This window comes from Hyphococcus sp., assembly GCF_965228385.1.
Taxonomy (GTDB): Bacteria; Pseudomonadota; Alphaproteobacteria; order Caulobacterales; family Parvularculaceae; genus Hyphococcus.
Map to the genome: position 1 here is coordinate 2,800,842 of NZ_OZ245810.1, position 25,538 is coordinate 2,826,379.

The 25,538-nt window shown below is 59.4% G+C and carries 24 protein-coding genes; 8 read left to right on the plus strand and 16 right to left on the minus strand.

The genetic code is table 11. The annotated features are described in order from the left end of the window. Positions 1-36: 36 nt before the first annotated feature. The 4 genes from lpdA to sucD all read right to left on the minus strand — a co-directional run bounded on the left by lpdA (position 37) and on the right by sucD (position 7,096). A complete protein-coding gene (gene lpdA / locus ACQK2Q_RS13050) occupies positions 37-1,443 on the minus strand; it encodes a dihydrolipoyl dehydrogenase (protein ID WP_425410176.1) in 1,407 nt (468 codons plus the stop codon). A gap of 52 nt (positions 1,444-1,495) precedes the next feature. Next, positions 1,496-3,088: a 2-oxoglutarate dehydrogenase complex dihydrolipoyllysine-residue succinyltransferase gene (gene odhB / locus ACQK2Q_RS13055; protein ID WP_425410177.1), complete on the minus strand. Its 1,593-nt coding sequence runs from the start codon at positions 3,086-3,088 to the stop codon at positions 1,496-1,498. Between the two features lie 28 nt (positions 3,089-3,116). Further along, the gene (locus ACQK2Q_RS13060; protein WP_425410178.1) at positions 3,117-6,080 is read right to left on the minus strand and encodes a 2-oxoglutarate dehydrogenase E1 component; all 2,964 of its coding nucleotides are present in this window, start codon (positions 6,078-6,080) and stop codon (positions 3,117-3,119) included. 104 nt (positions 6,081-6,184) lie between these two features. Next, positions 6,185-7,096: a succinate--CoA ligase subunit alpha gene (sucD, locus tag ACQK2Q_RS13065; protein ID WP_425410179.1), complete on the minus strand. Its 912-nt coding sequence runs from the start codon at positions 7,094-7,096 to the stop codon at positions 6,185-6,187. A gap of 143 nt (positions 7,097-7,239) precedes the next feature. Between sucD and ACQK2Q_RS13070 the strand changes: the two genes are divergently transcribed. Beyond that, positions 7,240-8,055: a DUF1206 domain-containing protein gene (locus ACQK2Q_RS13070; RefSeq protein ID WP_425410180.1), complete on the plus strand. Its 816-nt coding sequence runs from the start codon at positions 7,240-7,242 to the stop codon at positions 8,053-8,055. A gap of 155 nt (positions 8,056-8,210) precedes the next feature. Here ACQK2Q_RS13070 and ACQK2Q_RS13075 read toward each other — a convergent pair whose 3' ends face one another. Further along, on the minus strand, positions 8,211-8,579 hold the full coding sequence (locus tag ACQK2Q_RS13075) for a cupin domain-containing protein (protein ID WP_425410181.1): 369 nt from the start codon (positions 8,577-8,579) through the stop codon (positions 8,211-8,213). Between the two features lie 104 nt (positions 8,580-8,683). Here ACQK2Q_RS13075 and ACQK2Q_RS13080 point away from each other — a divergent pair, with 104 nt between their 5' ends. After that, positions 8,684-9,046, plus strand: coding sequence for a PRC-barrel domain-containing protein (locus ACQK2Q_RS13080; RefSeq protein WP_425410182.1), 363 nt, complete (start codon positions 8,684-8,686; stop codon positions 9,044-9,046). A 91-nt stretch (positions 9,047-9,137) separates the two neighbouring features. Here the strand turns inward: ACQK2Q_RS13080 and ACQK2Q_RS13085 are convergent, their stop codons facing one another. The 5 genes from ACQK2Q_RS13085 to ACQK2Q_RS13105 form a co-directional block, all read right to left on the minus strand. Next, positions 9,138-9,935 (minus strand): class I SAM-dependent methyltransferase, encoded by a 798-nt coding sequence (locus ACQK2Q_RS13085; protein ID WP_425410183.1) that lies wholly within the window; start codon positions 9,933-9,935, stop codon positions 9,138-9,140. Next, positions 9,932-10,363: an acyl-CoA thioesterase gene (locus ACQK2Q_RS13090; RefSeq protein ID WP_425410184.1), complete on the minus strand. Its 432-nt coding sequence runs from the start codon at positions 10,361-10,363 to the stop codon at positions 9,932-9,934. The genes ACQK2Q_RS13085 and ACQK2Q_RS13090 overlap by 4 nt, the downstream gene beginning before the upstream one ends. An 896-nt stretch (positions 10,364-11,259) precedes the next feature. Beyond that, entirely contained in the window at positions 11,260-12,453 is a 1,194-nt protein-coding gene (gene sucC, locus ACQK2Q_RS13095; protein ID WP_425410185.1) for an ADP-forming succinate--CoA ligase subunit beta, read from the minus strand. 74 nt (positions 12,454-12,527) lie between these two features. Beyond that, complete coding sequence (locus ACQK2Q_RS13100; RefSeq protein WP_425410186.1) at positions 12,528-13,205, minus strand: GNAT family N-acetyltransferase; 678 nt, start codon at positions 13,203-13,205, stop codon at positions 12,528-12,530. 91 nt (positions 13,206-13,296) lie between these two features. After that, positions 13,297-14,691 carry a UDP-N-acetylmuramate--L-alanine ligase gene (locus ACQK2Q_RS13105; RefSeq protein WP_425410187.1) on the minus strand — a complete coding sequence of 465 codons (1,395 nt, stop codon included), beginning with the start codon at positions 14,689-14,691 and terminating at the stop codon, positions 13,297-13,299. A gap of 49 nt (positions 14,692-14,740) precedes the next feature. Between ACQK2Q_RS13105 and ACQK2Q_RS13110 the strand changes: the two genes are divergently transcribed. Then, entirely contained in the window at positions 14,741-15,586 is an 846-nt protein-coding gene (locus tag ACQK2Q_RS13110; protein WP_425410188.1) for an LD-carboxypeptidase, read from the plus strand. A 2-nt stretch (positions 15,587-15,588) separates the two neighbouring features. Here the strand turns inward: ACQK2Q_RS13110 and ACQK2Q_RS13115 are convergent, their stop codons facing one another. Then, the gene (locus tag ACQK2Q_RS13115) at positions 15,589-16,860 is read right to left on the minus strand and encodes an MgtC/SapB family protein (RefSeq protein WP_425410189.1); all 1,272 of its coding nucleotides are present in this window, start codon (positions 16,858-16,860) and stop codon (positions 15,589-15,591) included. Between the two features lie 178 nt (positions 16,861-17,038). On the opposite strand from ACQK2Q_RS13115, the gene ACQK2Q_RS13120 reads away from it, so the two are divergent. After that, entirely contained in the window at positions 17,039-18,061 is a 1,023-nt protein-coding gene (locus tag ACQK2Q_RS13120; protein WP_425410190.1) for an aspartate-semialdehyde dehydrogenase, read from the plus strand. A 73-nt stretch (positions 18,062-18,134) separates the two neighbouring features. Continuing rightward, positions 18,135-19,070, plus strand: coding sequence for an EamA family transporter RarD (gene rarD / locus ACQK2Q_RS13125; protein ID WP_425410191.1), 936 nt, complete (start codon positions 18,135-18,137; stop codon positions 19,068-19,070). Here rarD and ACQK2Q_RS13130 read toward each other — a convergent pair. After that, complete coding sequence (locus ACQK2Q_RS13130; protein WP_425410192.1) at positions 19,054-19,470, minus strand: PaaI family thioesterase; 417 nt, start codon at positions 19,468-19,470, stop codon at positions 19,054-19,056. The two genes, rarD and ACQK2Q_RS13130, sit on opposite strands and share 17 nt — an antisense overlap. Before the next feature lie 104 nt (positions 19,471-19,574). Between ACQK2Q_RS13130 and ACQK2Q_RS13135 the strand changes: the two genes are divergently transcribed. Both ACQK2Q_RS13135 and ACQK2Q_RS13140 read left to right on the plus strand, forming a co-directional pair. Further along, positions 19,575-20,543: an alpha/beta fold hydrolase gene (locus ACQK2Q_RS13135; RefSeq protein ID WP_425410193.1), complete on the plus strand. Its 969-nt coding sequence runs from the start codon at positions 19,575-19,577 to the stop codon at positions 20,541-20,543. Between the two features lie 111 nt (positions 20,544-20,654). Then, positions 20,655-20,936 carry a hypothetical protein gene (locus tag ACQK2Q_RS13140; RefSeq protein ID WP_425410194.1) on the plus strand — a complete coding sequence of 94 codons (282 nt, stop codon included), beginning with the start codon at positions 20,655-20,657 and terminating at the stop codon, positions 20,934-20,936. On the opposite strand, the gene ACQK2Q_RS13145 is transcribed toward ACQK2Q_RS13140, so the two are convergent. The 3 genes from ACQK2Q_RS13145 to ACQK2Q_RS13155 form a co-directional block, all read right to left on the minus strand. Continuing rightward, positions 20,937-22,064, minus strand: a complete 1,128-nt coding sequence (locus tag ACQK2Q_RS13145; protein WP_425410195.1) for a serine hydrolase domain-containing protein — start codon at positions 22,062-22,064, stop codon at positions 20,937-20,939. A gap of 7 nt (positions 22,065-22,071) precedes the next feature. Next, positions 22,072-22,374: a hypothetical protein gene (locus tag ACQK2Q_RS13150; RefSeq protein ID WP_425410196.1), complete on the minus strand. Its 303-nt coding sequence runs from the start codon at positions 22,372-22,374 to the stop codon at positions 22,072-22,074. A gap of 63 nt (positions 22,375-22,437) precedes the next feature. Then, positions 22,438-23,076: a 2-hydroxychromene-2-carboxylate isomerase gene (locus tag ACQK2Q_RS13155; RefSeq protein WP_425410197.1), complete on the minus strand. Its 639-nt coding sequence runs from the start codon at positions 23,074-23,076 to the stop codon at positions 22,438-22,440. Positions 23,077-23,158: 82 nt separating this feature from the next. On the opposite strand from ACQK2Q_RS13155, the gene aguB reads away from it, so the two are divergent. Next, complete coding sequence (gene aguB, locus ACQK2Q_RS13160) at positions 23,159-24,013, plus strand: N-carbamoylputrescine amidase (RefSeq protein ID WP_425410198.1); 855 nt, start codon at positions 23,159-23,161, stop codon at positions 24,011-24,013. Here aguB and ACQK2Q_RS13165 read toward each other — a convergent pair. Further along, entirely contained in the window at positions 24,010-25,467 is a 1,458-nt protein-coding gene (locus ACQK2Q_RS13165) for an alanine/glycine:cation symporter family protein (RefSeq protein WP_425410199.1), read from the minus strand. The two genes, aguB and ACQK2Q_RS13165, sit on opposite strands and share 4 nt — an antisense overlap. Positions 25,468-25,538: the final 71 nt, after the last annotated feature.

A 25,538-nucleotide genomic window follows, 5' to 3' on the forward strand; every position in this document is an offset into this window, starting at 1 on the left:
TAACAACAACGCTGGCGGGCCGGGGTTCCCCGGGCGTCAGGCCTGCATCGTCCACCCTTCAACGCCCATGGCGGCCTGCCGAACGGCTTCCGAACGGGTCGGGTGCGCATGACAGGTGCGCGCGATATCTTCCGACGCCCCGCCGAACTCCATAACGCTCACCGCTTCGGCGATGAGTTCGCCCGCTTCCACGCCGACGATATGAACGCCCAGCACCCGATCGGTTTCGGCGTCGGCCAGCACTTTTACAAAACCGTCCGTCTCATGATTGGTTTTCGCGCGGGAGTTCGCCGCGAAAGGAAACTTGCCGGCCTTGTACTCTACGCCTTCATCTTTGAGCTGCTCTTCGGTTTTACCGACAGAGGCCACTTCCGGATAGGTATAAACTACGCTCGGAACGGTGTCGTAATTTACATGCCCCGCCTTGCCGGCGATCAGTTCAACGCAAGCGACGCCGTCATCTTCGGCTTTATGTGCAAGCATAGGCCCCGTTATGCAATCGCCAATAGCCCAGACGCCTTCTACGCTTGTCTTGAAGTGATCCGTTTCGATAAAGCCGCGCTTGTCGGTTTTCACGCCGGCGTTTTCCAACCCCAGCCCCTCCGTATGCGGCCTGCGGCCGATTGCGACCAGCACCGCATTGCAGTCGATAACTTGTTCATCGCCGCCGTTTGCGGGCTCCACCGTCAGATGCACGCCGCGTTCGGATGTTTTGGCGCCTGTCACTTTCGACGACAATTTGAAATCGACGCCCTGTTTTTTCAAAATGCGTTGAAACTGCTTGGACACCTCACCGTCCATGGTCGGCAGGATACGGTCAAGGAATTCAACGACCGTCACTTTCGCGCCGAGGCGCCGCCAGACCGAGCCAAGCTCAAGTCCGATGACGCCGCCGCCGATCACCACCAGATGATCCGGCACATTGGCGAAATCAAGCGCGCCGGTTGAGGAAACGATTTGCTTTCCATCAATCTCGACGCCCGGCAGCGGCGTGACTTCAGAGCCCGTAGCAATAATGATGTTTTTCGTATCGAGCTCCCTGTCGCCATCCGGTCCGGCGATGCGCACGCGATTGGCCGCGACAATTTCCCCCGCGCCGAGAATAACCTCCACTTTATTCTTTTTCATGAGAAATTCGACGCCCTTGGTCAGCCCTTCAACCGCGTCGTCTTTTTGCTTCAACATCTGTTTCAGATTGAGCTTTAACCCGCCGGTGGCGATGCCGAGCCCTTCAAAATCTTTTTCTGCAATCTCGTAAAGCTGGGACGCATGAAGAAGCGCCTTTGACGGGATGCAACCGACATTGAGACATGTGCCGCCGAGCTTTTTCGATTCGCGCTTTTCAATGATTGCTGTTTTGAGCCCGAGCTGGCCGGCGCGGATCGCCGCGTTATAGCCGCTGGGACCGGCGCCGATAATGACGACGTCGTATTGATCAGTCATTCGTAATTCCTTGCTTTCGTGCATGCTGGCCGCAGCGGGCCTTTAACATGAACTAGAGGTCCAGCAACAGGCGCTGCGGATCTTCGAGATTTTCTTTCACGCGCACGAGGAAAGTCACCGCGCCCTTGCCGTCGACGATGCGGTGATCATAAGACATGGCGAGATACATCATCGGACGGACAACCACCTCGCCATTGCGCGCGACGGGCCGTTCCTCGATCCGGTGCATGCCGAGAATGCCCGATTGCGGCTGGTTCAGGATCGGCGTCGATAGCAGCGAGCCGTAAACGCCGCCATTGGTGATGGTGAAGGTGCCGCCCTGCATTTCCTCAAGCTTTAAATCGCCGGAACGGGCGCGGCGGCCAAGGTCGGCGATTTCCAGTTCGATCTCCGCCATGGATTTCAAATCTGCGTCGCGCACAACCGGCACGACAAGACCTTTGTCCGTACCGACCGCAATGCCGACATCATAATGATTTTTGTAAATGATATCTGTTCCGTCGATTTCAGCATTGACGTCCGGCACTTCTTTCAGCGCGTGCACGCACGCCTTGGCGAAGAACGACATGAAACCGAGCTTGACGCCATGCTTTTTGTCAAACAGCTCCTTGTACTGAGAACGCAGATCCATCACAGCGGTCATATCAACATCGTTAAACGTTGTCAGCATCGCCGCCGTGTCCTGCGCTTCTTTCAGGCGCCGGGCGATGGTCTGCCGCAGTCTTGACATTTTCACGCGTTCTTCACGCTCGCCAAGATCGCGGGGAGGCGACGGCGCGCGGGACTGATTGGCCGGCCGGGCCTCGGCGGATAGCGCGTCGCCTTTCGTCACGCGCCCGCCCTTGCCCGTGCCTTGAATTGCAGAGGCGTCGAGACCGCGTTCGCTGACAACGCGCCGGGACGCCGGCGACAACGGTTTGCCGGCGCTTTCCATGACGCTTTCGCCAGAAGCGGCGATGGCGCGCGGCGACGGGCGATTGTCGCCGCTAGTGGTTGAGGCAGGGGGCGGCGCATCAGCGCTGTCCGTTGCGCCACCGGCCCCGTTCGATTTGGACCCGGCGCCGCCGGCCGATCCTGCGCCCGCTTCGATGATCGCGATCAGCGCGCCAACCTCAACGGTCTCACCTTCTTTGACCTTGATCTCTTTCAAGACGCCGGCTTGCGGCGCCGGAACATCCATCGCCGCTTTATCGGTTTCCAGGCTGACAATCGGTTCGTCCCGCTCCACGGCGTCGCCTTCTTTCTTGAGCCATTCGCCAATATCGGCTTCGGTGACGGATTCGCCGGACGCCGGAACGCGCACTTCAATATCTTCGCCGCCGCCGGACGCGGGCGCTTCATCGGCGGGTTCAGCAGATTGTTTCTCTGCAGATTGTTTTTTTGACGCTGACGTCTTCGACGATTTTGTATCGGCGTCGATAGCGCCGAGCACGGCGTTGACTTCGACTGTATCGCCTTCCTTGGCGGAAATATTGGAGAGAACGCCCGCCGCCGGCGCAGGAACCTCAACGGAGACTTTGTCCGTTTCGAGTTCCACCAGCGGTTCGTCGGCGTTTACAGCATCGCCTTCGTTTTTCATCCAGCGGGCGATTGTCGCTTCCGTTACGGATTCGCCGAGGGCGGGGACGCGGATTTCGGTGCTCATTTATATTTTCTCCGATGGATTAGCGCTGTTAAAGGGTCAGCGCTTCATCCAGAAATTCTTCGAGTTCCTGTTTGTGTCTGCTCATGAGGCCTGTCGCCGGCGACGCCGCCGCAGGCCGCCCGACATAGCGCGGGCGTTTATGTTTGGCGTCGATCTGAGCGAGCGTCCATTCGATGTTCGGCTCCATCAGGAACCAGGATCCCATATTTTTAGGCTCTTCCTGACACCAGATAATTTCCGCATTCCGGAAACGCTGCAACTCGTTGATAATCGAATGCGCAGGAAACGGATAAAACTGCTCAACGCGCAGAAGGTAAATATTATCCACGCCGCGTTTTTCACGCTCTTCGAGCAGGTCGTAATAGACTTTCCCGGAACACATGACCACGCGCTTGATTTTTGAATCCGCGACCAGCTTGACGGTTGAGCCGGGCCTGTATTCCGCGTCGTCCCACAAGACGCGATGGAATGACGATCCCGGGCCCATTTCCTCAAGTGTTGAGACGCATTTCTTGTGACGCAACAATGATTTCGGCGTCATCAGCACAAGCGGCTTGCGGAAATTCCGGTGCATCTGCCGGCGCAGGATATGGAAGTAATTCGCCGGCGTCGTACAGTTCGCCACCTGCATATTGTCCTGCGCGCAAAGTTGCAGAAAGCGCTCGAGGCGAGCGGAGGAATGCTCCGGACCCTGACCTTCATAACCATGCGGCAGCAACAGAACGAGACCGCACATGCGCAACCATTTGCGTTCGCCTGACGAGATAAACTGATCGACTATAACCTGCGCGCCGTTTACGAAATCGCCGAACTGGCCCTCCCAAAGAACAAGAAACTTAGGGTTGGCGAGCGAATAGCCATATTCAAACCCCATTACCGCAAACTCGGAGAGGTTTGAATCATGCGCCTCGAACGTCGCCTCCGCGTCTTCAAGATGGCGCAGCGGCGTATAGGTCTTTTCGGTATCCTGATCGATAAATACCGCGTGTCGCTGGGAAAATGTTCCGCGCCGCGAATCCTGCCCGGAGAGACGGACGCCATAGCCGTCTTCCAGAAGCGTGCCGAACGCCAGGGCTTCGGCGGTCGCCCAGTCGATGCCCTCGCCAGCGTCAAACATTTTCTTTTTTTGATCGAGGATACGCGCAAGCGTTTTGTGGATATTGAAATTTTTTGGATAACCCGTCAGCACATCGCCGATGCGCTTTAGATCGCCGATATCGACGGCCGTGTCTCCGCGGCGATCATCGTCCACCGGCGGCACGAAACCGGACCATTGCCCATCGAGCCAGTCAGCCTTGTTCGGCTTGAAGGCTTCAGCCGATGCAAATTCCTCGTCAAGAAAGTTACGGAACTTCGCCGACTCGTCCTCAACGCCTTGAGGCGACAAAATCTGTTCATCGACGAGACGGTTTGCATATATCTCACGCGTCGTCGGCAGCGCGCGGATTTGTTTATACATGCGCGGCTGGGTGAAGCTCGGCTCGTCGCCTTCATTATGACCGAACCGGCGATAACAGAACATGTCGATGACGACATCGGCGCCGAATTTCTGGCGAAACTCCGTCGCCACTTTCGCCGCGTAGACGACGGCTTCGGGATCGTCGCCATTGACGTGGAAAATCGGCGCCTCGACCATTTTCGCCACATCGGAAGGATAAGGCGATGAGCGCGCGAAACGCGGGCTCGTCGTAAAACCGATTTGATTATTGACAATAAAATGGATCGTGCCGCCCGTGCGATACCCGCGAAGACCGGAAAGACCGAAGCACTCCGCAACAATGCCCTGTCCGGCGAAAGCAGCATCCCCATGCAGCAACAGGGGCAAGACATGCGTGCGCGGCGCATCAAGATCAGGCGGCTCAATCCGGTCCTGTTTCGACCGGGCCTTGCCGAGCACCACAGGATTGACCGCTTCCAGATGCGACGGGTTCGCCGTGAGCGACAGGTGCACCTTGTTGCCGTCGAACTCGCGGTCCGAAGACGCGCCGAGATGATATTTCACATCGCCCGAGCCGCCGACATCGTCCGGCGTGACGGACCCCCCCTGAAATTCGTGAAATATGTGGTGATACGGCTTGCCCATCACCGCCGCGAGAACGTTGAGGCGGCCGCGATGCGGCATGCCAATGACGATCTCCTTCACGCCAAGCGCGCCGCCGCGCTTGATGATCTGTTCCAGCGCCGGCACCATGGATTCCGCGCCGTCGAGACCAAAGCGCTTGGTCCCGGTGTATTTCGTGTTCAAAAAGTTCTCGAACCCTTCGGCTTCCACAAGCTTGTGAAAGATCGCCCGCTTGCCTTCATTGGTGAAGGTGATGTCCTTATCCGGTCCTTCGATGCGCTGTTGCAGCCACGCCTTCTGTTCCGGATCGGTAATATGCATGAACTCGACAGCGAAGGTGCCGCAATAGGTCCGCGTCAAGATCGCCAGAATCTCGCGAAGGCTGGCCGTTTCCAGCCCCAACACATGATCGATGAAAATCTGGCGGTCGAGATCGGCTTCGGTGAACCCCAGCGACGCCGGATCGAGTTCGGGATGCACTGTCTGGTGTTGAAGGCCCAGCGGATCGAGTTGCGCAATCAGATGTCCGCGAATGCGATAGGCGCGGATCAGCATCAAGGCGCGCAAGGAATCTTTCGTGGCTTGCTGTATTTCGTCCGCGCTTGCGGCCGGCGCGCGTTGTTGAAGTTTGGATTTGAGTTGCGGCTCAACAGCGCCCCAATCGCCGTCGAGAGCCGCGGTCAATTCACCGTTGACCTTGGGCGGCCAGTCGGCGCGCGCCCAGCTTGGCGCGTGGTCGCTGGCGCTGTCGCCGCCGGCGTCCGGATCATTTTCGAAAAACGCGCGCCAGTCTTCAGAAACCGAATTCGGATCGTTTAAAAACCGGGCATGCTGCGCTTCAAGATAGCGGGCGTTTGAACCCGATAAAGCTGTGTGGATGTCTGGCTTCGCTGAAGCCTGTTTCGCGGAACCGCCGCCGTCTTTGGCCATTACCTCTAGTCCGTCATTACGCCGCTTTGACGATAGTCTCCCTAGATACGCCAACCGCCGCGCGATTCAATCATTAACGAACGATCAATTAACGATAAAACCCTTTATTTTTTGAGAATTTCGAGCAGCGTGCGCCCCATCGCCGCCGGCGTCGGCGATACGGCGATCCCGGCCGACTGCATCGCCTCGATCTTGGCCGCCGCCGTGTCGTCAGCGCCGGACACCAGCGCTCCGGCGTGCCCCATGCGGCGTCCCGGCGGCGCTGTCACGCCGGCGATAAATCCAACTGTCGGTTTCTTGATCTTGTGCGACGCCAGAAATTTAGCGGCGTCCGCCTCAGCCGAACCGCCGATCTCGCCAATCATGATGATCGAGTGGGTCTCGTCATCGTGAAGAAACATGTCGAGGATTTCTATGAAGTCCGTTCCCTTGACCGGATCGCCGCCGATCCCGACGCAGGTCGATTGCCCGAGCCCGGCCATGGTGGTCTGATGCACCGCCTCATAGGTCAGTGTTCCGGATCGCGAGATCACGCCAACGTGACCTTTTCGGTGAATGTGGCCCGGCATGATTCCGATTTTACATTCGCCCGGCGTGATAACGCCGGGGCAGTTTGGCCCAACGAGGCGCGTTTTCGATCCGTCAATCGCGCGCTTGACCTTGACCATGTCGAGCACCGGAATGCCTTCGGTAATACAGATAATCAGCGGAATTTCAGCGGCCGCCGCTTCCAGTATCGAGTCCGCGGCGAATGGCGGCGGCACATAAATAACCGATGCGTTGGCGCCGGTTTCTTCCCGCGCCTCTGCGACGGTGTCGAAAACCGGCAGCGTCGCGCCCTTGGCTTCGTCAGGCGCCGCATCGCCCGCCTTCCAGGTCATGCCGCCTTTTCCGGGCGTAACGCCCCCGACCATCCGGGTGCCGTAAGCGATGGCCTGCTCGGTATGAAATGTGCCGGTGTTGCCGGTCAGCCCCTGGCAGATGACCTTGGTGTTTTTATCAATCAGAATGGACATGGATGAATATCTCGGTCAGCGGCGGGTGAAAAGTCGGCCCCTACTAGCCAAGCTCACCGGTCCCGGCAATGGTTTCCGCCGGTTTTCTTCCGGAACCGGCGCGATTTCCGGGTGTTTTCAAACCACGCCTGAAAGCCTTATCAATGCATGAAACCAAGAATCTGATTTTGGAAAAAGCCATGCGCGTTGGCTATGGCGCACGCGGGTTCGTTTATCTCGTCATCGGCGGGCTCGCGATTTTCACCGCCTTCAACGGCGGCGAAGCGGAAGGCTCCACCGGGGCCCTGAACTACCTCGTGCGCCAGCCATTCGGATCGGTTCTCGTCGGCGCCGTCGCCCTGGGATTATTCAGCTACGCCTTGTGGCGGTTTATCGACGCCGCGCTCGATCTTGAAGACGAAGGCGACGACGCCAACGGCTTGGGCAATCGTTTCGGCCAGTTCCTTTCCGGCGCCACCCACGCCTTTCTGGGCGTCACCGCCCTGACCATCATGATCAAGGGCGCACAGTCGGAGAGCGACAGCGCCTCGAACTGGAGCGCCGCCATCATGAGCGCGCCCTTCGGCCGGTGGCTCGTGGCGAGCGCCGGCGCGGTTACCATAGGCGTTGCGGTTTATCTGTTTTTCAAGGCGTGGCGCGCCTCCTACCGCGCGCAGATCAGGTGTGCGCCGACGACCCGGCGGCTTGCGCCGCTCATCCGCTTCGGCCTGGCGGCGCACGGCGTCGTCTTGCTCATCATCGGCGGGATGATCGCCTATGCCGGCTGGACCACGGACCCGCAGCACGCGATCGGTCTCGGCGAAGCCCTGAAAATTGTGGAGACCCGCCCGTTCGGCAGAACCCTGCTTGGAATCACCGGGGCCGGCATGGCCTGTTTTTCCATTTACTGCTTTGTTCAGGCCGGATACCGCATCGCGCCGAACATCACGCATGGCGACATTCCCACGCTCGACAGTTGAGCGCCGCCGCCCGGCGGGCGCAAAACGCCGCAAATTCGTCACAAATTTGTCTCGCCCGTGCAATATTTTATTGCGATAGCACCCTCGCTTTGACCTCTGTGTGTTTAAAGCCCTCCTAACTTTTACAGCCGCGCGGATTTTCCGCGCGGCTTTTTTTAATCGCCGCTCAACGCGGGCAAGTCGTCCTTTGTTCTGTCGGAGCGATGCTCGCCCGTATTGCGCGTGCCGGCGTTTTCGATAAGCACGACCCAGCATTCCTCTTCGGCCACGGGCATATGCTCGACCCCGGCCGGCACCACGATGAGATCGCCTTCCTGCAGGGGCGCGTCGCGATCGCGGAAGCGCATGGTGAAGCCGCCTTTCATAACAAGAAACGCCTCTTCGACATTATCGTGACGGTGCCACTCGAATTCGCCCTTGAGCTTCGCGAGCCGGATGTCCTGCCCGTTTACATTGGCCGCGATATGCGGCGACCAGTAATCTTCGATGCGATCAAACGCTTTTTTCAGATTGATTTTTTTCACAACAATTCCAGCGCTGAAAATTTAATGAAAGCCCGGTCTCGAATAACGGAACGAAGGCGCACGCATTCGTGTTCGCGTCCTGTTGAAACGAATGGAGGAACATTATGCCGACAGCAGCAGGACATACAACGGCGATCCGCGCGTCGCGCGTGATCGGAACGCCGGTTTATAACACCAGCGGCGACCAGATTGGCGAAATCGAAGACGTCATGCTCGACAAAAAAACCAACAACATCATGTTTGGCGTGGTCGGGTTTGGCGGATTCCTCGGCATGGGTGAGAAGTATCATCCGATCCCGTGGGCGAGCCTCGATTATGAAAAAGACAAGGGCGGCTATATCGTGCCCTTCTCGAAAGAACAGCTTGAGCAGGCGCCGGCCCATTCGCTGAACGAACTCAGTGAGAATGACGGTCAGGGCGCGCGCGACGCCGCCTTTGATTATTACAAGGCCGATCGCTACTGGTAGGCAGCGGTTCATGACAGAACGAAAGCGGCGCCCTTTCCGGGCGCTGCTTTTTTTTGCGGTTCCGTACGCATCCCGACAACCGCGCAGTCATTCATGTTACACGCAGGATCGCGGCGGCCTGCCGGAGCGGACAGTCCGGGCTCGCAATAATGCGCACGATTTCAAAATGCTCTGCAAAAAGCGTTTGCGTAAACGCGCGCGTCTGAAACGTCGCGATCAGGTTCGAGCCCTCGGCCATGTCGTTTTGAATGTAAAAGCCTTTATCGCTGAGTGCGGCTGCGGCGGCCTCGCTTTGCGGCAGACCGCGATGCGCCTCATCGTGAAACGTAATAATCACCGCGCCGCCGCTGCGCGTGACTCGCCGCAGTTCAGCCAGCCATTGGCGCTGCGTTTCGATACGCAAATGCGTGAACACCGAAATCAGATAGACCACGTCGAAATGTCCGTCCGGGAAATCGAGCGGCGGCGCCAGCCGGTTGCGGCTGAACCTTCCGTCAAGATTTTGCGCGCACCAATCCGCCAGCGCGCCATTGTAATCGACGCCGTAAATTTCAGCATCGCTCATGGCCGGCAAATGCCGCACAACCCGCCCGCAGCCGCAGCCGAAATCGAGAATGCGCCGCGCTTCAGCAAACGGAACGCCGCCCTGCGCCGCATAGTGATCGAGCGTTTTTGCACTGGCTTCGCCGGTTTTCAGAAACGCCCGCCAGTCCGCATGCGCAACCACCCGCGCCATCATGGCGAGCGGCGGGATCGGAACGCCGCGTTCATCCGCCGCCGGCGGCGCTTCGCGGCCGTAACTTTTACGTCTTTCAAGCAGCCAGAAATAAAGACCGATGAGGCCCAGCCGGTTCAGCGCCGCACGCGCCGCTCTTTTCACGGCCGTCATCGCACGCTGCGCTCGGGCGGCGTCTTCTCGAACGCCAGGACACGCTCGATCAACGCGTCCGGTAGCGCCGAAGATGTCTGCGTGCCGCGCTCAGCGTGCACATAGGTGAGCGCCCCTTCTGTGAGCAATTCCTCATCTCGGAAAATCGCCATCGCCAGCGTCATCGATTTATGGCCAAGTCTCGCGCACCGGACGGCCACGCCGATCATGTCGTCGAATGTCGCCGAGGCGCGGAAGTCGGCCTGCGCGTTGACCGTGAAAAATTCCAGAATATTCTCGCCGTGATAGCCGAGCGCGCGCATATATTCCGTCACGCCCACATCGAAATAGAGAAAATAATTGACATTGAAGACGATCCCTTGCGGGTCGCACTCGCCCCATCGCACGCGCATGGGGTGGAGCAAATTGAAATCCGTTTTCTCTGTCATGGCGGTGTGTTGGCCTTAGCTTTCGTGTTTGTAAAGGGCGAGCGCCCCCGTGCGCGAAGGCGCACAACCCATCACCCGTGCGTGGAGGCGCGCGCCGCCATCCTTCCAGGCTAGCTTCGCGAGCGCCTCAGGATGAAGGATCGCAATACCCGGCCCCGCCGCGGCTCGCCTGAACCCGCCCGCCAGCGAAGGCGGGCAAACGAGAAACCCTAGCTAGATGAGCATGCATCATCGTCACCGCCTTTCATGGGAAAGCGAATGTATATTATGGAGAGGTCGCGCGAGACGCGAAACGTCCTCATCAAATTAAAACACGGACGCATCGCGTCCCGCGCGCGGCTTATTCATCATCGCCAACCGAATGCAGCCGGCGCGCGGTCCTGCTCCGTGGAACAGTCCCGCGCCTCTCACCCGGGGGCTCGGTTGCAACAACAGGCCGGGACTAAGCGTCCGTCCGATCCTCCGCCCCGGCGAAACACCGGTTAAAAGGCGAAGGCGAACGCCGCCCGCGCGCCGCGATCCGGACCGTTGAGCATCGGCAGGCCTCACCGCCTCTCCATATCCGGACTGCGCATGAGTATAGGGGCGGGCGCGAAGGGGGTGGATATCTATCCACCAACACTGGGTTTTTTTGAAGAATTCAACAGATAGGTTGTATTTTTCGCGTTATTGGGGCGCGGATGATAGTCAATGTAAAAGCCCCTCTCCCTTGAGGGAGAGGGAGCAAAAAGCTGGCGGCTAACCGGCTCCATCGAAAAAACGCATTGTCGCTAATTCATCGCTGAAAGCGTTCAATATTTGGGGTTCGACAATGTCAAATACTTCAAAGCCTCCCGGCCAGTAGCGAAGTGAGCTGTCGCCACAAGGTGAAGATCGACTTTTTTTGAATCCAACTTCTACCCCTGCACCGCCTCGACCACCTTTTTCGCCGCGTCTTCCAGATCGTCGGCGGGCGTGATTTTCAAACCGGAGTTGGCGAGGATCTCCTTGCCTTTCTCCACATTGGTGCCTTCAAGGCGCACCACCAGCGGATCGTCGAGGCCGACTTCCTTCACCGCCGCGACGATGCCTTCCGCGATGACGTCGCATTTCATGATGCCGCCGAAAATATTGACGAGAATGCCTTTGACGCCTGGATCGGTGGTGATGATCTTGAACGCTTCGGTGACTTTTTCTTTCGTGGCGCCGCCGCCCACGTCGAGAAAGTTCGCGGGCTCCGCGCCGTAATGCTTGATGATGTCCATGGTCGACATGGCGAGGCCGGCGCCGTTCACCATGCAGCCGATATTGCCGTCGAGCTTGACGTAGGACAAATCGTATTCCGACGCTTTCAGCTCCATCGGATCTTCTTCGGACTTGTCGCGCATTTCCAGAATGTGCTCGTGCCGGAACAGCGCGTTCGGGTCGAACCCCATCTTCGCGTCAAGCACCAGAAGATCGCCCGCTTTCGTGACGATCAGCGGATTGATTTCGAGAAGGCTCATGTCGTTTTCGACAAAGGCTTTATAGAGCGTTGGGATAAGCTTGCCGCACTGTTTCGCCGCCGCGCCCTTCAGCGCCAGCGCCTGCGCAATGCGCCGCGCGTGATGCGGCATGCAGCCCGTGGCCGGGTCGATCCCGACCGTGATGATTTTTTCCGGCGTTTCTTCGGCCACTTCCTCGATGTTCATGCCGCCTTCGGTGGACGCGATAAAGGCGATGCGGCCCGTGCCGCGATCGACCAGCGCGGAGAGGTAAAGCTCGGTCTCGATGTCAGAGCCGTTTTCGATATAGATGCGGTTCACCTGCTTGCCGTCGCCGCCCGTCTGTTTGGTCACCAGCGTCGCGCCCAGCATCTGTTTGGCGAATTCGGCGGCTTCCGCCGGCGATTTGGCGAGGCGCACGCCGCCGCCTTCGCCCGCGCTTTTCTCCTTGAACTTGCCCTTGCCGCGCCCGCCGGCGTGGATCTGCGCCTTTACCACGTAAAGCGGACCCGGCAGCGCCTTTGCGGCGGCTTCGGCCTCGTTCGCCGCCAGCACGGCGCGGCCTTCGGAGACGGGCGCGCCATATTCTTTCAGGAGGCGTTTGGCTTGATATTCATGGATGTTCATGGGGGCGGGCTCCGTTCGGGCGGGTGATAATCACCCCGCTTATACAAGCGCCGCCCCGCGAGACAACCGAGACGTCAGGCGCGCGCGCGGATTTCAGCGAGAGACAGGCGCTGGCGGCCTTCCCCGTCGAAATTCTCCGGCGCCAGCCACGCCTCGCATGCGGCTTTCGCGGCCGGCCATTCCGTATCGAGCATGGAAAACCACGCCGTGTCGCGGTTGCGGCCTTTCATCACCACGTCCTGACGAAAAACGCCCTCGAAGGTGAAGCCGAGCCGGAGCGCGGCGCGTTTTGAGGCTTCATTGGCGTTGTCGCATTTCCATTCATAGCGCCGGTAGCCGAGGTCATCGAAAATATGCCGCGCCATCAAAACCATCGCCTCCGTCGCGGCGGGCGTGCGCTGAAGCTTCCTTGAGAAAACCACGCAGCCGACTTCCGCCGAACCGGCTTGCGGACGGATGCGCATGTAACTCGCCATGCCAAGCGCTTCGTTCGTTTGCACATCGCGAAAGAGATGCGTGCGCCAGCCGCCCTCGCGAATGGCCTGCGTCATGGTCGCGCTGAAGTCATCCACATGCGAGAACGGGCCGATGGGAATATGGGCCCATAGATTGTCGTTTCCATGACCGCACAAAACGGGAAATAGTTCGGCCGCGGCGTGCGGGAACGACGCCGGCTCGGTTTTCACATAACGGCCCGAAGCCGGTTGCAGATCCGGCGGCGCGCATCCGGTCCAGCTGTCAAGATCGTTCATTCGCCGCGCCATTTTTACATCCTCTCCCGCGCATCCCGGCGCCCGCCCGCGAATGTCCGGGATGCGCGCCGTTCTCAATGCTTGATAGCGTTTAGCCGAGATTTTGCAGCAATTCATTTGCGAAAATCGAGAGCGTATCGTCGCGCGCGCCCATAACGACAATCCGGTCGCCGGGCCGGGCCAGTTCGATCAGCCTTTCGCCGCAGGCCTCGCGGGTCGCGAGCGCTTCGGCGCGCCGCCCCGCCGCAGCGACGCCCTGAACAATATCGCCGCTTGAAACGGCGCGGTCCGTGGTGCCGCCATAATAAACCGGCTCCGGCATCAGCAGGATGTCGTCATGCGAAAGATGTTCCGCGAAGGTCGCCACAAACTCATCTTTCATTTTTTTCAGCGGCCCGAAACCATGCGGCTGGAACATGACAAGGAGCCGCCCTGGAAATTCATGCAGGGTTTTAAGGCTCGCCGTGATCTTGTCCGGGTTGTGGCCGAAATCGTCGATGACGGTGATCTTTCCCGCCTCGCCCACATATTCAAGGCGCCGCTTGACGCCTTCGAATTCGGCAAGCGCCTTCGCCGCTTGTTGCAGCGTCACGCCGCAGGCGCGGGCCGCCGCCATCGCCGCGAGCGCGTTCGAGACATTGTGCCGGCCGGGCATCTTTAGTGAGACGGCCGCTTTCTCGCCCTCGCGCGCGACAACATCGAACGTAACGCCGAAAGGTTCAGGCGTGATATTTTCGGCGACAAGGTCCGCGTGTTTTCCTGTGACGGAATAAGTTGTTTTTTCGCCCGCATGGCGCGCCGCCAGCAGCGCCGTTTCGTCATTGTCAAGATTGAGCACCGCCGTTTGCGCGCCGCCGATAAATCCGCCGAAGAGCGCGCGCAGCTCGTCCATGGATTTATGATCGAGCGCGATATTGTTCAGCACAGCGACTGTCGGGCGGAACATGGCGATAGAGCCGTCGCTTTCATCGACTTCGGATACGAAGGCGTCGCCCTCGCCCACAAGCGCGCTGGCGAAAAGCGCGTCGGGCGTGACAAAATTTTTCATCACCGCGCCGTTCATCACGGTCGGCGATGTTCCGGCGCGATGCAAAATCCAGCCGATCATGCCGGTCGTCGTCGACTTGCCGCTGGTGCCCGCGACGCCGATTGACTGCGGGGATTCGTTGAACAGCTGCGCCAGCAATTCCGCGCGATTCAGCCGGCGCGCGCCAACGGCGTTCGCCGCCGCCACATCCGGCACGGTGTCCTCAACCGCCGCGGAGGCGACGAGAATCTGGCTGTCGCGCCTGACGCCGGAGCCGTCCTGAGGGTGCAGCGCAACGCCGAGCGTGCGCAAATAGTCGAATTTCGCGCCGGTCCGGCCCTGATCGAGCGCCCGGTCGGAGCCCTCGACGCGGGCGCCGCGCGCCTTGACGATCATCGCCAGCGGCAGCATGCCTGAACCGCCCACGCCGCAGAAGAAATAGTCTTTTGTTTCACTCATAACCGGATCGCTGTAACCGAAATTAAGTAATAAGTGGTAACGAGGTTCGATGACGCAGACCACCAGACATATCGCGCTTGTCTGCCCCGGCGGGCCCGTCACCCGCGATCTGGCGGACAAAACCGCTGAAATTGCGGCGGCGCGCTTCGGCGATCGCGCAGCGTTGCATTTTCACGATCAGTGTTTTTTAGAGGCCGGGCATTTCGCCGGTTCTGATGCGGAGCGTTCCGCCGCCTTTCTCGAAGCCGCCAACGACCCGCAATATGACGCCGTGTGGTTTGCGCGCGGCGGCTACGGCGCCTGCCGCCTTGACGAAAGCATTTTTGCGCAACTGAACGAACACGCGCGCACGAAAACCTATCTCGGCTATTCCGACGCCGGGTCGCTGCTCGCGCGGCTTTATAAAGATGGGATTGGCCGCCCAGTTCACGGGCCGATGCCGTCCGATCTGGGGCGCGAAAACGGCGAAGACGCCATTGTCCGCGCGCTGCTTTTTCTTGTCGATCAAGACGCTTCTGCGTTCGAGCCGAACGTCAAAGCCGGCGTCAGGCTCGCCGCGTTCAATATCACGATCCTGGCGCACCTTTCCGGCACGGACTGGATGCCGGACTTGTCCGGCCATGTCATCATGCTGGAAGACATTGCGGAATATCTTTACCGCATCGACCGCGCAATGTTCTCGGTCATGGGCGACAAAGGCGTGCGCAACGCCGCCGGGATCATGCTGGGCCGCGTCAGCGACATTCCGGAAAATGACCGGCCGTTCGGCAAGACGGAAGAAGACATCGTCAAGGACTGGTGCGCGCGCTATGGCGTCGCCTATCTTGGCCGCGCCGATATCGGGCACGATACGCAAAACAGGATTGTCCCCTTCGGCGCACCCTCGCTCGCTTAAAATCAGGTCAGCAGGAATACGCCGCCGCCCGCAGCGACCATTGCGGCAAACCCCATCGCCACGGTCCGACCTGCGGCGGCGCCGCCGATCGACCAGGCCATGCCGGCCTTGACGACAATGTTGGAAAAAACCGCGGCGAGGACCGCCGAGGCGGCAATTGTCGCGGTGATATCGCCGACGCCCGCCTGACGGCCCGCCGTCAGCGTCATGGCGTCAACATCCGCGAGGCCGGAGATAAAAGCCACCAGCAACAGACCGCTTTCGCCCAACTGGTCGATCCCGAACCGCGAGGCCAGCGTAATCACGGCGAGAAGCGCTGCAAATATCAGTGCGGGAACAATCTCCATGGGATTGCCAAGCTCCAGCGTTTTGCCGTTTGCGTCTTTTTTGTTTTCGCGCCGCCACACCCACAGGGCGGCGGCTGCGCCGGTCAGGGCGGCGGCGACAAGCGCCGGGGTGACCACCGCCAGAACGTCGCGCGCAACGGCGGCGAGGAGAAACCCGACACGGATCACCATCACCACATTCGCCGCGATCACCCCGGCGGCGACCTGACCGGGATTCGCCCCCTCTTTTGCAAATCGTGAAAGCGACAGCGTCGTCGCCGTTGACGAAGCAAGCCCGCCGGCCAGCCCCGTCAGCAAGAACCCCTTATCCTGCCCCACAATCTTGATCAGCCAGTAACCGACAAAAGACAGGCCGCTGATAAACACCACCATCAGCCAGATCTCGCGCGGGTTTAAAGCCTCGTAAGGACCGAACCCTTCATTCGGCAGTACGGGCAAAATAATAATCGAAATCGCGAGCAGCCGGAGCGCCGCATATAATTCTTCGGAGCTTAAGCTGTCCGCCAGCTTCTCAACGCTCGGCTTGATGCTGAGGATGATCGCGGCGGCGACGCCGCCGGCGGCCGCCACCAGCAAAGAGCCTCTTGTTGCGGAAAAACCAAGAAGAAACGCAACGGCGATAGCGACTTCCGTAGTGCCGCCGAAACCGTCCTCGCCGCCGCGGGCCGCAGCCCAATAGGCCGCAACCGTCAGTGCGCCAATCATCAGCAACGCCACTGCCGCAAGCAGATAACTTTCGCCGAACAAACCGGTCAGCCCGCCGCTGAGCGCCACCAGCGCAAAGGTTCTGGCGCCTGCAAATGTGCGCTGTTTGTTTTCTGCGGCGTGCGTGTGTTCGCGCTCAAAGCCGATCAGAAACCCCACCGCAAGCGCTACCGCCAGGTTTCGAAGGTCGAGCAGGGCTTGCGTATCGGAAAAGTCCGGCATTAACGGGTCCTGATATCCTCGCGTATTCAGGGGTTGGCGTTTATAGCGCGCCTATCGATAGATTGACATTTTTTGCTTCATTGATGAGCGCTAACACGCAAATCCTGCAGTTTGCTCCACAGACTTGACATAAGCGTTGTGAAATCGTTTTTCGCAGGCGCAAAAAGGAGATTGATCAATGGAAGTCAAAGTCGCGGTTGTCGGCGCGACCGGCAATGTAGGCCAGGAGGTTCTGGCGATCATGGAAGAGCGCCTGTTCCCCGCAAGCGAAGTTTTTGCACTCGCCTCGCGTAAATCTATCGGACGCGAAGTTTCCTACGGCGATAAAAAACTGAAATGCCGGGATATGGAAACCTTCGATTTTTCAACCGTAGATATTGCGCTTTTCGCCGCCGGCGGTTCCGTCGCCAAAGAGTGGGGCCCCAAAGCCGCCAAGGCGGGCGCTATCGTTATCGACAATTCGTCTCATTTCCGGATGGATCCGGACGTGCCCCTGATTGTGCCGGAAGTGAACGCGGACGCCGTAACCGAGATAAAAAAGAACATCATCGCCAATCCGAACTGTTCCACCGCACAGCTTGTGGTGGCGCTGAAGCCGTTGCACGACGCCGCGACGATCAAGCGGGTCGTCGTCTCGACTTATCAATCAACATCCGGCGCCGGCAAAGACGCCATGGACGAGCTTTTCAATCAGACGAAAGGCATTTTCGTCAATGATACGCCGAGCGCGGAGAAATTCACCAAACAGATAGCGTTCAACGTCATTCCGCATATCGATGTCTTCATGGAAGACGGCTTCACCAAGGAAGAATGGAAGATGACGTCGGAGACGAAAAAGATTCTCGACAAGTCGATCAAGCTGACCGCAACCTGCGTGCGCGTGCCGACATTCGTCGGCCATGGCGAGGCCGTGAATGTCGAGCTTGAAAACCCGCTTTCGGACGATGAGGCGCGTGAAATCCTGCGCGAATCGCCGGGCATTCTGGTGGTCGATAAACGCGAAGACGGCGGCTATGTCACGCCGGTCGAATGCGTCGGCGATTTCGCCACCTTTATCAGCCGCCTGAGGGTCGATCCCACAGTGGAAAATGGTCTGGCGTTCTGGTGCGTCTCGGACAATCTGCGCAAAGGCGCCGCGTTGAACGCCGTCCAGATTGCAGAGCTTGTTATCAATCGCGGCGTTTTGAAAAACGCCGCCTGACGGCGTCAGCAAATTCCGGGTGGCGCCGCCTTTCCCGCGCAGCTACTGATCTCCCGTGAAACGGACCGCCCGGATGCAGAACGCCGAAAAAAACGCGATTACCGATAAAGACGCCGCCGACGCCGCGCTGAAAGCGGGACTGCTGACAGGGCTCGCCGCCTATGTGCTGTGGGGCGCCATGCCGATCTATCTGAAGGCGCTCAACGGCGTGTCGGCGCTGGAAATACTGTGTCACCGGATTTTCTGGTCGGTTCCGTTCGGCGCGCTCATCGTCACGACGAGACGGCAATGGCGGGAAGTGTTCGCGGCGCTGCGCGACAAGCGCGTCCTGTGGATGCTGGCGCTCTCGGCGCTGGCGATTTCCCTGAACTGGCTGATTTACGTATGGGCGGTCGTCAATGAACGCATCATCGAAGCCAGCCTCGGCTATTACATCAATCCGCTCATGTATGTGGCGGCCGGCGTTTTCATTCTCGGCGAACGCCTGAGGACGGCGCAGATCGTCGCCGTCTGTCTCGCCGCCGCCGGGGTCGCAGTCCTGACCGTCGGCGCCGGCGTCTTTCCGATCATTTCGCTGAGCCTGGCGGTTTTGTTCACCGCCTATGGCTATATCCGCAAGACGACCAATGTCGGCGCCATGCCCGGCCTGTTCATCGAAGTGCTGCTTTTGTCGCCCATGGCGTTTGTCTATGTGCTCTGGCTGATGCAGGCGGGCGAGGCGGCGTTCCTGAACGGCGCCGGCGCCATTGACGTCCTTCTCGTCCTCGCCGGGCCGGTGACGGTCGTCCCGCTCGTGATGTTCGCATTGGCGGCGCGGCGGCTGCGCCTGACGACGCTGGGGCTCCTGCAATATATCACGCCGACCCTGCAGCTCCTCCTCGGCGTTTATTTTGGCGAGACCTTTACGCTCTATCACGCCGTCTGCTTCGGGCTGATCTGGTCGGCGCTCGCCATCTACAGCGGCGACGCCTTTCGCGAGAACCGGCGAAAAGTCAGTCGATCCGTTTGAGGCTGCCCGAAAAACTCAAAAGCGCCTTGCCTTCCGCCGTCACCAGCCCGCGCGCAAACAACATGCGCTTGCCGATGGCGGTCGTCTCGCCCGTCGCCTCAATGAAACAGCCGCACGGTCCCGGCCGTAAAAATTCCGCGTTCATCGTAACGGTCACGCCGCGAAACGAACCCGCCTTGCGAAAGCAGATGTCAAACAGCGACATGTCGGCGAGCGTCATCAGCATCCCGCCATGGATAACCCCGCCGAGATTGGCGTGAATGGACCGCGAAAAAAAGCCGACGCCGGGCGTCGGTCCCTCCTCGCGAAAATAAAAGGGCCCGGCGTGGCCGCCGAACGTATCCTTGAATGTTGAGAGCCGCCAGCCGGGCGGCGCTTCGAATTTTTCGTTCTCGCTCATCCGCGTATCAATAGCCGATCCATTTTTGTGGACAACGTTCAAACGCACCCGCCGCACATGAAAAAAGACTTGCAGGGCCGCCGGCTTCATTTGATCATGACGCCATGACTGAATTCCCGGACGCCCGAATGATCGCCGCCGGCGATGTGAACCTTGCGGTTTATGAAAGGGACGGCGACCCTGCGCGGCGCCGGCCGCCCATCATGCTCGTGCACGGCTGGCCGGAAATCGCTTACTCATGGAAAAACATGATCGGGCCGCTCAGCGATGCGGGGTTTCGCGTGATCGCGCTGGATCTGAAAGGGTTCGGCGCATCGGATGCGCCAGAAGACCCGGCGCTTTATGATGCGGCGCATATGACGGGCGATTTTTGCGCGCTCCTCGATGCGCTTTCCATCGAAAAGGCGATTTTTTGCGGCCATGACTGGGGCGGCGCGCTTGTCTGGGCCATGGCGCAGCGCCATCCCGGCCGCGTGGCGGGCGTCATCGGTCTGTGCACGCCAGTCCTGCCCTGCCCGCCGGCGCCGCCGCTGGCGATATTCAGGAAACGATTTGGCGACGCTCATTATATCGTTCAATTTCAGGAAGACGGCGTTGCTGAAGCGTTGTTTGAAAGCGATCCTGACCGGTTCTTCAGGCTGATATTCCAGCGCCCGGCGCCAAAAGAGCGCTGGGCGAGCCTCGTTCCGCGCATTTACGATCTGCCGGGCCGGTTCCGCGGCGCGCCGGAACCTGACGCGGCCGACCTGATTGTTCCCCTTACTGATCTTCAGGTTTATGTGGACGCTTATAAAAAAAGCGGCTTTCGCGGCGGCGTCAATCTCTATCGCAACATTGATCGCAACTGGGAAACGATGAAAGATCGCGACCAGACGGTCTACGCGCCCGCATTATGGATCGGCGCCGAACTCGATCTGTTCCTGCCGCCGGAGAGTGCGGACGCTATGGAAAAAATTGTTCCCGATCTTGAAAAACATATCGTCGCCAATTGCGGCCACTGGATCATGCGGGAAAAACCGGACGAAACAAACGCGCTGATGATCGATTGGCTGAACCGTCGATTTTCAGCTTAATTTGACAGAAATTTCCCCTCCGGTTTGAGATAAATTCCGCCCCGCGCCCTCACGTTTCGGTTATCCGCAACTGCCACGCTTCGCCTCGGATGCAGTAACGAGGAGGGTCGGATGCGTGTAACAGGAGTGATGGTTTTGCTCACGCTCTTTGCCGGATCGCAGGCGGCGGCGGGCGATCTGAAACACCAGCAGCCGTTCAATGCAAAGCCCAGAACCGTGGCGTCATTGAAACTCGCCAATGCGCGCGTGGAAATGATGGCCGTGACGCGGCGCGCAAGGGCGGACACGGTGCGCCGCAGGGCGCATCTCGATGAAAGCCGCAACATGGCCAAGGTCATGCCGGGCTATCCGCAGCCCGCTTTTGTCAGCGTGGATTTTCGCGTCAAATTTTAATCAAAGACTTTGATAAACCGCGTCGAGCAGCCGCACCGCGCGCGGATCGCCGACGAGATAAGGCGACATTTTATTCATCACATAGGCGGCGGTGAGATTGTGCTCCGGATCGGCAATGACGCACGATCCGCCAAAGCCGGCGTGACCGAAAGCGTTTTCATTGGGTCCGAAATGTCCGTTGATATTGCGCATGAGCCCTGCGGACCAAGACAGATGAAACGGCAGCACCAGATCGTCGCCGCGGATGCGCTCCTTCAACGCCGCCGCGATGGCGGCTTCGTCCAGATAAGGATCGCCGTCCCATTTTCCGCCATTGACGAAAGGGTGCACGATCGCCGCCAGCGACCGCGCGTCGGCGTGCATGTTGGACGCGGGCAGCTCCGCCGCCATCCAGTCTTCGCGGGCGACGCGCGCCGGCGCCGACCATTTTTTCAAAAACGCCAGTTTCGTAAACTCGTTCAGCACGCCAAGATCCGGCGCCTTTGGCGGTTTCGGCATATAAGCCGCGCGCGCCGCCTGATCGGCCCCCATGCCGCAGAATATCTGAAGGTCGAATTCCGCCACCAGCTGGCCGACGGTTTTTCCGGTGACGCGCCGCAACACTTCGCCGGCGATAAAACCGACCGTTTGCGGATGATATCCATTTGCCCTTCCGGGCGCCCATAACGGCGCCATGGCGGCGAGCTTTTGCGTTATCGCCTCCCAGTCGAGCCAGGTTTCCGGCGGCATTTCATCCGGAAAGCCGGGAAGGCCGGCCTGATGCGAGAGCATTTGCGCGATCGTGATGTCATCTTTTCCCGCCGCGGCGAATTCGGGCCAGTATTCGGCGACAGGCCTGTCATAGTCGAGTCTGCCGCTGGAGACCTCGCGCGCGATCAGCAATGACAGAACCGCCTTGCCGCTGGAATAGATGCAGGCGAGCGTCGTTTCATCCCAGGGCGTCTCTTTCGCCTTGTCTGAAAAACCGCCGCGAATATCGATAACCAGTTCATCATCGATCATCACCGCAAACGAGGCGCCAAGTTCCAGGCCCTCTTCAAAATTTTGCGCAAAGCCCGAGCCGACGGATGAAAACCCGTCCGCCAGAAAGCCGCTCGAGGCGGGAATACGCGTATCGGTCCAGTGCATCGCTTGATTAAAAGGCGCAGGAAACGCCGGCTGTTGCGATCGCCCCGGCGGCGCGGGCGTTGTCGATCCCGAGCAGCGCGTCGATGACGTTGCCGGTCGTGTCCGCAGCATTCAACTCGCCGACAAAATCGGCGACCGCGTTCATGTCGCTGCGGTCAAGGCGCCTGTCGAGCTCGTTCGCCATGCATTCGGCCCGCCGTTCGGACAGACCCAGTTCGACAAAGCGGTTTTCTATCGCGAGACGCGGCGAAATTGTCGCGCAGGCCGCAAGGGCGAGCGCAGGGAACAGAACGATCAACTTTTTCAGCACTGGCAGCCTCCGGTTTCATTGACGTCAAACATAGGACCAATACAGCCATGCGTCCACGCCGGGTTACGAATGCTTAAGCTGACGCTGATCGAAGCGCCAGCGAAGAGAATCGATCCGGTCCTGCCCGAAAAACGGCTCCCCATCCAGCACCATCAACGGCACGCCCCAGTGATGCTCAAGCTGCGCGGCTTCATTTTGCCCGATCCGCTGAGCAATCGCAGCGCGGTTTTCCTTCGCCCAGCTTTCAAGGTCATCAAGTTCAAGCCCGGCTTCGGCGCAAATCGATCGCAGCGCCTCATCATCCGACCACGCTGCGCCCGACCAGATGCGATAAGCGGCGGCGCGCGCAAATTCCATTCCCTTTTCGCGTTCGCAAGCGCCAATGGCGAGCGCCATGATGCGCGTCATCAAGGGTTGATCCGGCGCCACCTTTCCGCTCGCCATATCCATGTCAATCGGATCGGGGCTTGGCGGCGCAAACGCCAGCCCCAACCGCTGCGCCTCCCGTAAAACATCCTTGAACAGATAGGGCAGAAATTGCTTTCTGCCCTTTTCAAAAAAGTCGGGCTCGCGCAAGGCGAGCGGGCGCACGGGGCGAAACCGCGTTTCGACGTCGTAATCTTGCGCAATGGCGCAAAGCCGGTCGATGGCCAGATAGGAATAAGGGCTGCGGAACGACCAGTAGATATCGAGTTTCGCCATGCCGGCGCCTTTCTTGACGGAGCGATTGAAACAATGGCGCCGGCTCGCTATGCGTCAAGCCATAGATCAGGAGAGCCCCATTATGGCCCGCACGCTTCGTATCGCCGTATTGCAAGCCGGTTTCGGCGACGATATGGCCGCGAACATCGCAAAAGTTGAAACGCTGGCGCGCGCCGCCGCAAAAGACGGCGCACAGGTCATCCTGCCGCCTGAGCTGTTTCAGGGACCTTATTTTTGCAAGACAGAAGACACCGCGCATTTCACAACGGCCTATCCTTACAAGGAACATCCGGTTGTGACGGCGCTCGCGCCCCTCGCAAAAGAGCTGGGCGTTGTCCTGCCCCTGTCAATTTTTGAACGCGACGGGCAGGAATATTACAACAGCCTCGTTACCGTCGATGCGGACGGCGCCCTTCTCGGCCTTTACCGCAAAAGCCATATTCCCGATGGTCCGGGTTACGAGGAAAAATTTTATTTCCGCCCCGGCGCCACGGGCTTTAAAGTCTGGAACACGAAATTCGGCCGTCTCGGCGTCGGCATTTGCTGGGATCAATGGTTTTCAGAAGCCGCCCGCGCCATGATGCTGATGGGGGCGGAGGTTCTGTTTTATCCTACCGCCATCGGTTCGGAGCCGGAAAATCCCTCGCTCGATACGCGCGAGCGCTGGCGCCGGGCGATGACGGGACACGCCGTCTCCAATGTCGTTCCCGTAGCGGCGGCGAACCGCATTGGCGATGAAGACGGGCAGATTTTTTACGGATCATCTTTCATCGTCGATGACGGCGGTGATTTTATCGCGGATATGGGACGCGATGAGGAAGGCTTTGCAGCCGCAACGGTCGATCTTGACCATTTGACGGAACGGCGCGCGAGCTGGGGTTTCTTCAGAGACCGGCGGCCCGATCTTTACGGACGGCTGACCGGCGGAGAAATCTAGAGGCCGGCTTCAACGCTGCGTTTCTTCTCAAGCAGCGCCTGTTCCTTGTCTTCATAGGCCCATGCTTTTTCGTCGATCTCGAGGTCGGCGAAATCCTTCGGGTCGAAGACAGGGTCGAGCCCCTGTTTCAGCTGCCGGTCGAAATCCTTCATCACGCGCAAGCCAATGGGAAACAACAAAACCAGCGCAAAGAGGTTAAACAGCGCCAGAAGGCCCATCCCCGCATTGGCGAAACCGAACGCGCTCGCCAGGTCGCGCGTCGAGCCGAACAGGACGAGCCCCAGCGTGACCACTTTGAAGATGTTGAACACGCGCTTGTCGTCATTGAAAAAGAAATCGAGCGCGGTCTCGCCGAGGAAATAGTTGTACATGATTGACGAGAACACGAACAGCAACAGCGCGACCGCAATAAAATCATCGGCCCATGCGCCCACATGATCGTCAAGCGCGGCCTGGGTCAAAATCACCCCATCGGCCGCCTCATCCATAAAGTCGACGCCTGACAGCAAAATGATCGACGCCGTACATGTGCAGATAATCGCCGTATCGATGAATACCGACAGCGCCTGCACCATGCCCTGATTGGCCGGGTGCGGAACATAAGCAACGGCCGCCACGTTCGGGGCTGAACCGAGCCCCGCCTCGTTTGAAAAAAGACCGCGCTGGACGCCAAGCATGATGGCGCCGCCAATCCCGCCGGCGATCGCTTCGTTCAACCCAAAAGCGCTGGTGACGATCAGGCTGAAAACGCCAGGCAGATCGGCGGCGCGCGTGATGACGATAAACAGCGCCAGCGCGATATAACTCACCGCCATGACGGGAACGACAATTTCAACAACGCTGGCGATGCGCCCGATGCCGCCGAAAATGACGATGCCCGTCAGGATGGCGAGCACGGCGCCCGTAGCGATTGGCGGCACGCCGAACGCGCCTTCGATCGACGCCGACGCCGCATAGCTTTGCAAGATGTTGAAGGATATCCCGAACGCGACCAGCAGGAGGATGGAATAGACGCCGGCCATGATCCCGGCCGCCCCGCCGAAACGTTTCCCGAGGCCGCGCCGGATATAAAAAGCGGGGCCGCCGCGGAAATTACCGTCCGGTTCAAGCTGCTTATAGAGCTGCGCGATCGTGCACTCAAAAAAGCTTGTCGCCATACCGAGCAGGCCGACAACCCACATCCAGAATACCGCGCCCGGACCGCCCAGCGTGATCGCGACGGCGACGCCTGCGATATTGCCGGCGCCCACGCGGCCCGCGATGGAAAGCGCCAGCGCCTGGAATGATGTGGGCTTGTCGCTTTCATGCTGGAAAGCATCGCCGAAAATCGAAAACATCCGGCCGAAAAACCGGAACTGCACAAACCCCGAGCGCACCGTGAACCACAGGCCCAGCGGAATGAGCACAAAGATCAGAATTTTACTCCAGAGAAGGTCGTTGAGCGCTGCGATCATGAAAATTGAGGGGGTTGCCTGAAAGGGATGCGAGGCCGCAAACCTAAATCAGACCGTCCCAAAAGTCGAAT

Excerpts from the sequence above, each read along its gene's own strand:
- ACQK2Q_RS13080 (WP_425410182.1), top strand. The coding sequence starts at position 8,684 with ATGCCGACAGCAGCAGGACATACAACGGCGATCCGCGCGTCGCGCGTG.
- ACQK2Q_RS13120 (WP_425410190.1), top strand. The coding sequence starts at position 17,039 with ATGGAAGTCAAAGTCGCGGTTGTCGGCGCGACCGGCAATGTAGGCCAG.
- ACQK2Q_RS13115 (WP_425410189.1), bottom strand. The coding sequence starts at position 16,860 with ATGCCGGACTTTTCCGATACGCAAGCCCTGCTCGACCTTCGAAACCTG.
- aguB (WP_425410198.1), top strand. The coding sequence starts at position 23,159 with ATGGCCCGCACGCTTCGTATCGCCGTATTGCAAGCCGGTTTCGGCGAC.
- ACQK2Q_RS13130 (WP_425410192.1), bottom strand. The coding sequence starts at position 19,470 with ATGAGCGAGAACGAAAAATTCGAAGCGCCGCCCGGCTGGCGGCTCTCA.
- ACQK2Q_RS13110 (WP_425410188.1), top strand. The coding sequence starts at position 14,741 with ATGACGCAGACCACCAGACATATCGCGCTTGTCTGCCCCGGCGGGCCC.
- ACQK2Q_RS13135 (WP_425410193.1), top strand. The coding sequence starts at position 19,575 with ATGACTGAATTCCCGGACGCCCGAATGATCGCCGCCGGCGATGTGAAC.
- ACQK2Q_RS13165 (WP_425410199.1), bottom strand. The coding sequence starts at position 25,467 with ATGATCGCAGCGCTCAACGACCTTCTCTGGAGTAAAATTCTGATCTTT.
- sucC (WP_425410185.1), bottom strand. The coding sequence starts at position 12,453 with ATGAACATCCATGAATATCAAGCCAAACGCCTCCTGAAAGAATATGGC.
- ACQK2Q_RS13145 (WP_425410195.1), bottom strand. The coding sequence starts at position 22,064 with ATGCACTGGACCGATACGCGTATTCCCGCCTCGAGCGGCTTTCTGGCG.
- lpdA (WP_425410176.1), bottom strand. The coding sequence starts at position 1,443 with ATGACTGATCAATACGACGTCGTCATTATCGGCGCCGGTCCCAGCGGC.
- ACQK2Q_RS13085 (WP_425410183.1), bottom strand. The coding sequence starts at position 9,935 with ATGACGGCCGTGAAAAGAGCGGCGCGTGCGGCGCTGAACCGGCTGGGC.
- ACQK2Q_RS13100 (WP_425410186.1), bottom strand. The coding sequence starts at position 13,205 with ATGAACGATCTTGACAGCTGGACCGGATGCGCGCCGCCGGATCTGCAA.
- ACQK2Q_RS13140 (WP_425410194.1), top strand. The coding sequence starts at position 20,655 with ATGCGTGTAACAGGAGTGATGGTTTTGCTCACGCTCTTTGCCGGATCG.
- ACQK2Q_RS13105 (WP_425410187.1), bottom strand. The coding sequence starts at position 14,691 with ATGAGTGAAACAAAAGACTATTTCTTCTGCGGCGTGGGCGGTTCAGGC.
- sucD (WP_425410179.1), bottom strand. The coding sequence starts at position 7,096 with ATGTCCATTCTGATTGATAAAAACACCAAGGTCATCTGCCAGGGGCTG.
- ACQK2Q_RS13070 (WP_425410180.1), top strand. The coding sequence starts at position 7,240 with ATGCATGAAACCAAGAATCTGATTTTGGAAAAAGCCATGCGCGTTGGC.
- ACQK2Q_RS13060 (WP_425410178.1), bottom strand. The coding sequence starts at position 6,080 with ATGGCCAAAGACGGCGGCGGTTCCGCGAAACAGGCTTCAGCGAAGCCA.
- odhB (WP_425410177.1), bottom strand. The coding sequence starts at position 3,088 with ATGAGCACCGAAATCCGCGTCCCCGCCCTCGGCGAATCCGTAACGGAA.
- ACQK2Q_RS13155 (WP_425410197.1), bottom strand. The coding sequence starts at position 23,076 with ATGGCGAAACTCGATATCTACTGGTCGTTCCGCAGCCCTTATTCCTAT.
- rarD (WP_425410191.1), top strand. The coding sequence starts at position 18,135 with ATGCAGAACGCCGAAAAAAACGCGATTACCGATAAAGACGCCGCCGAC.
- ACQK2Q_RS13090 (WP_425410184.1), bottom strand. The coding sequence starts at position 10,363 with ATGACAGAGAAAACGGATTTCAATTTGCTCCACCCCATGCGCGTGCGA.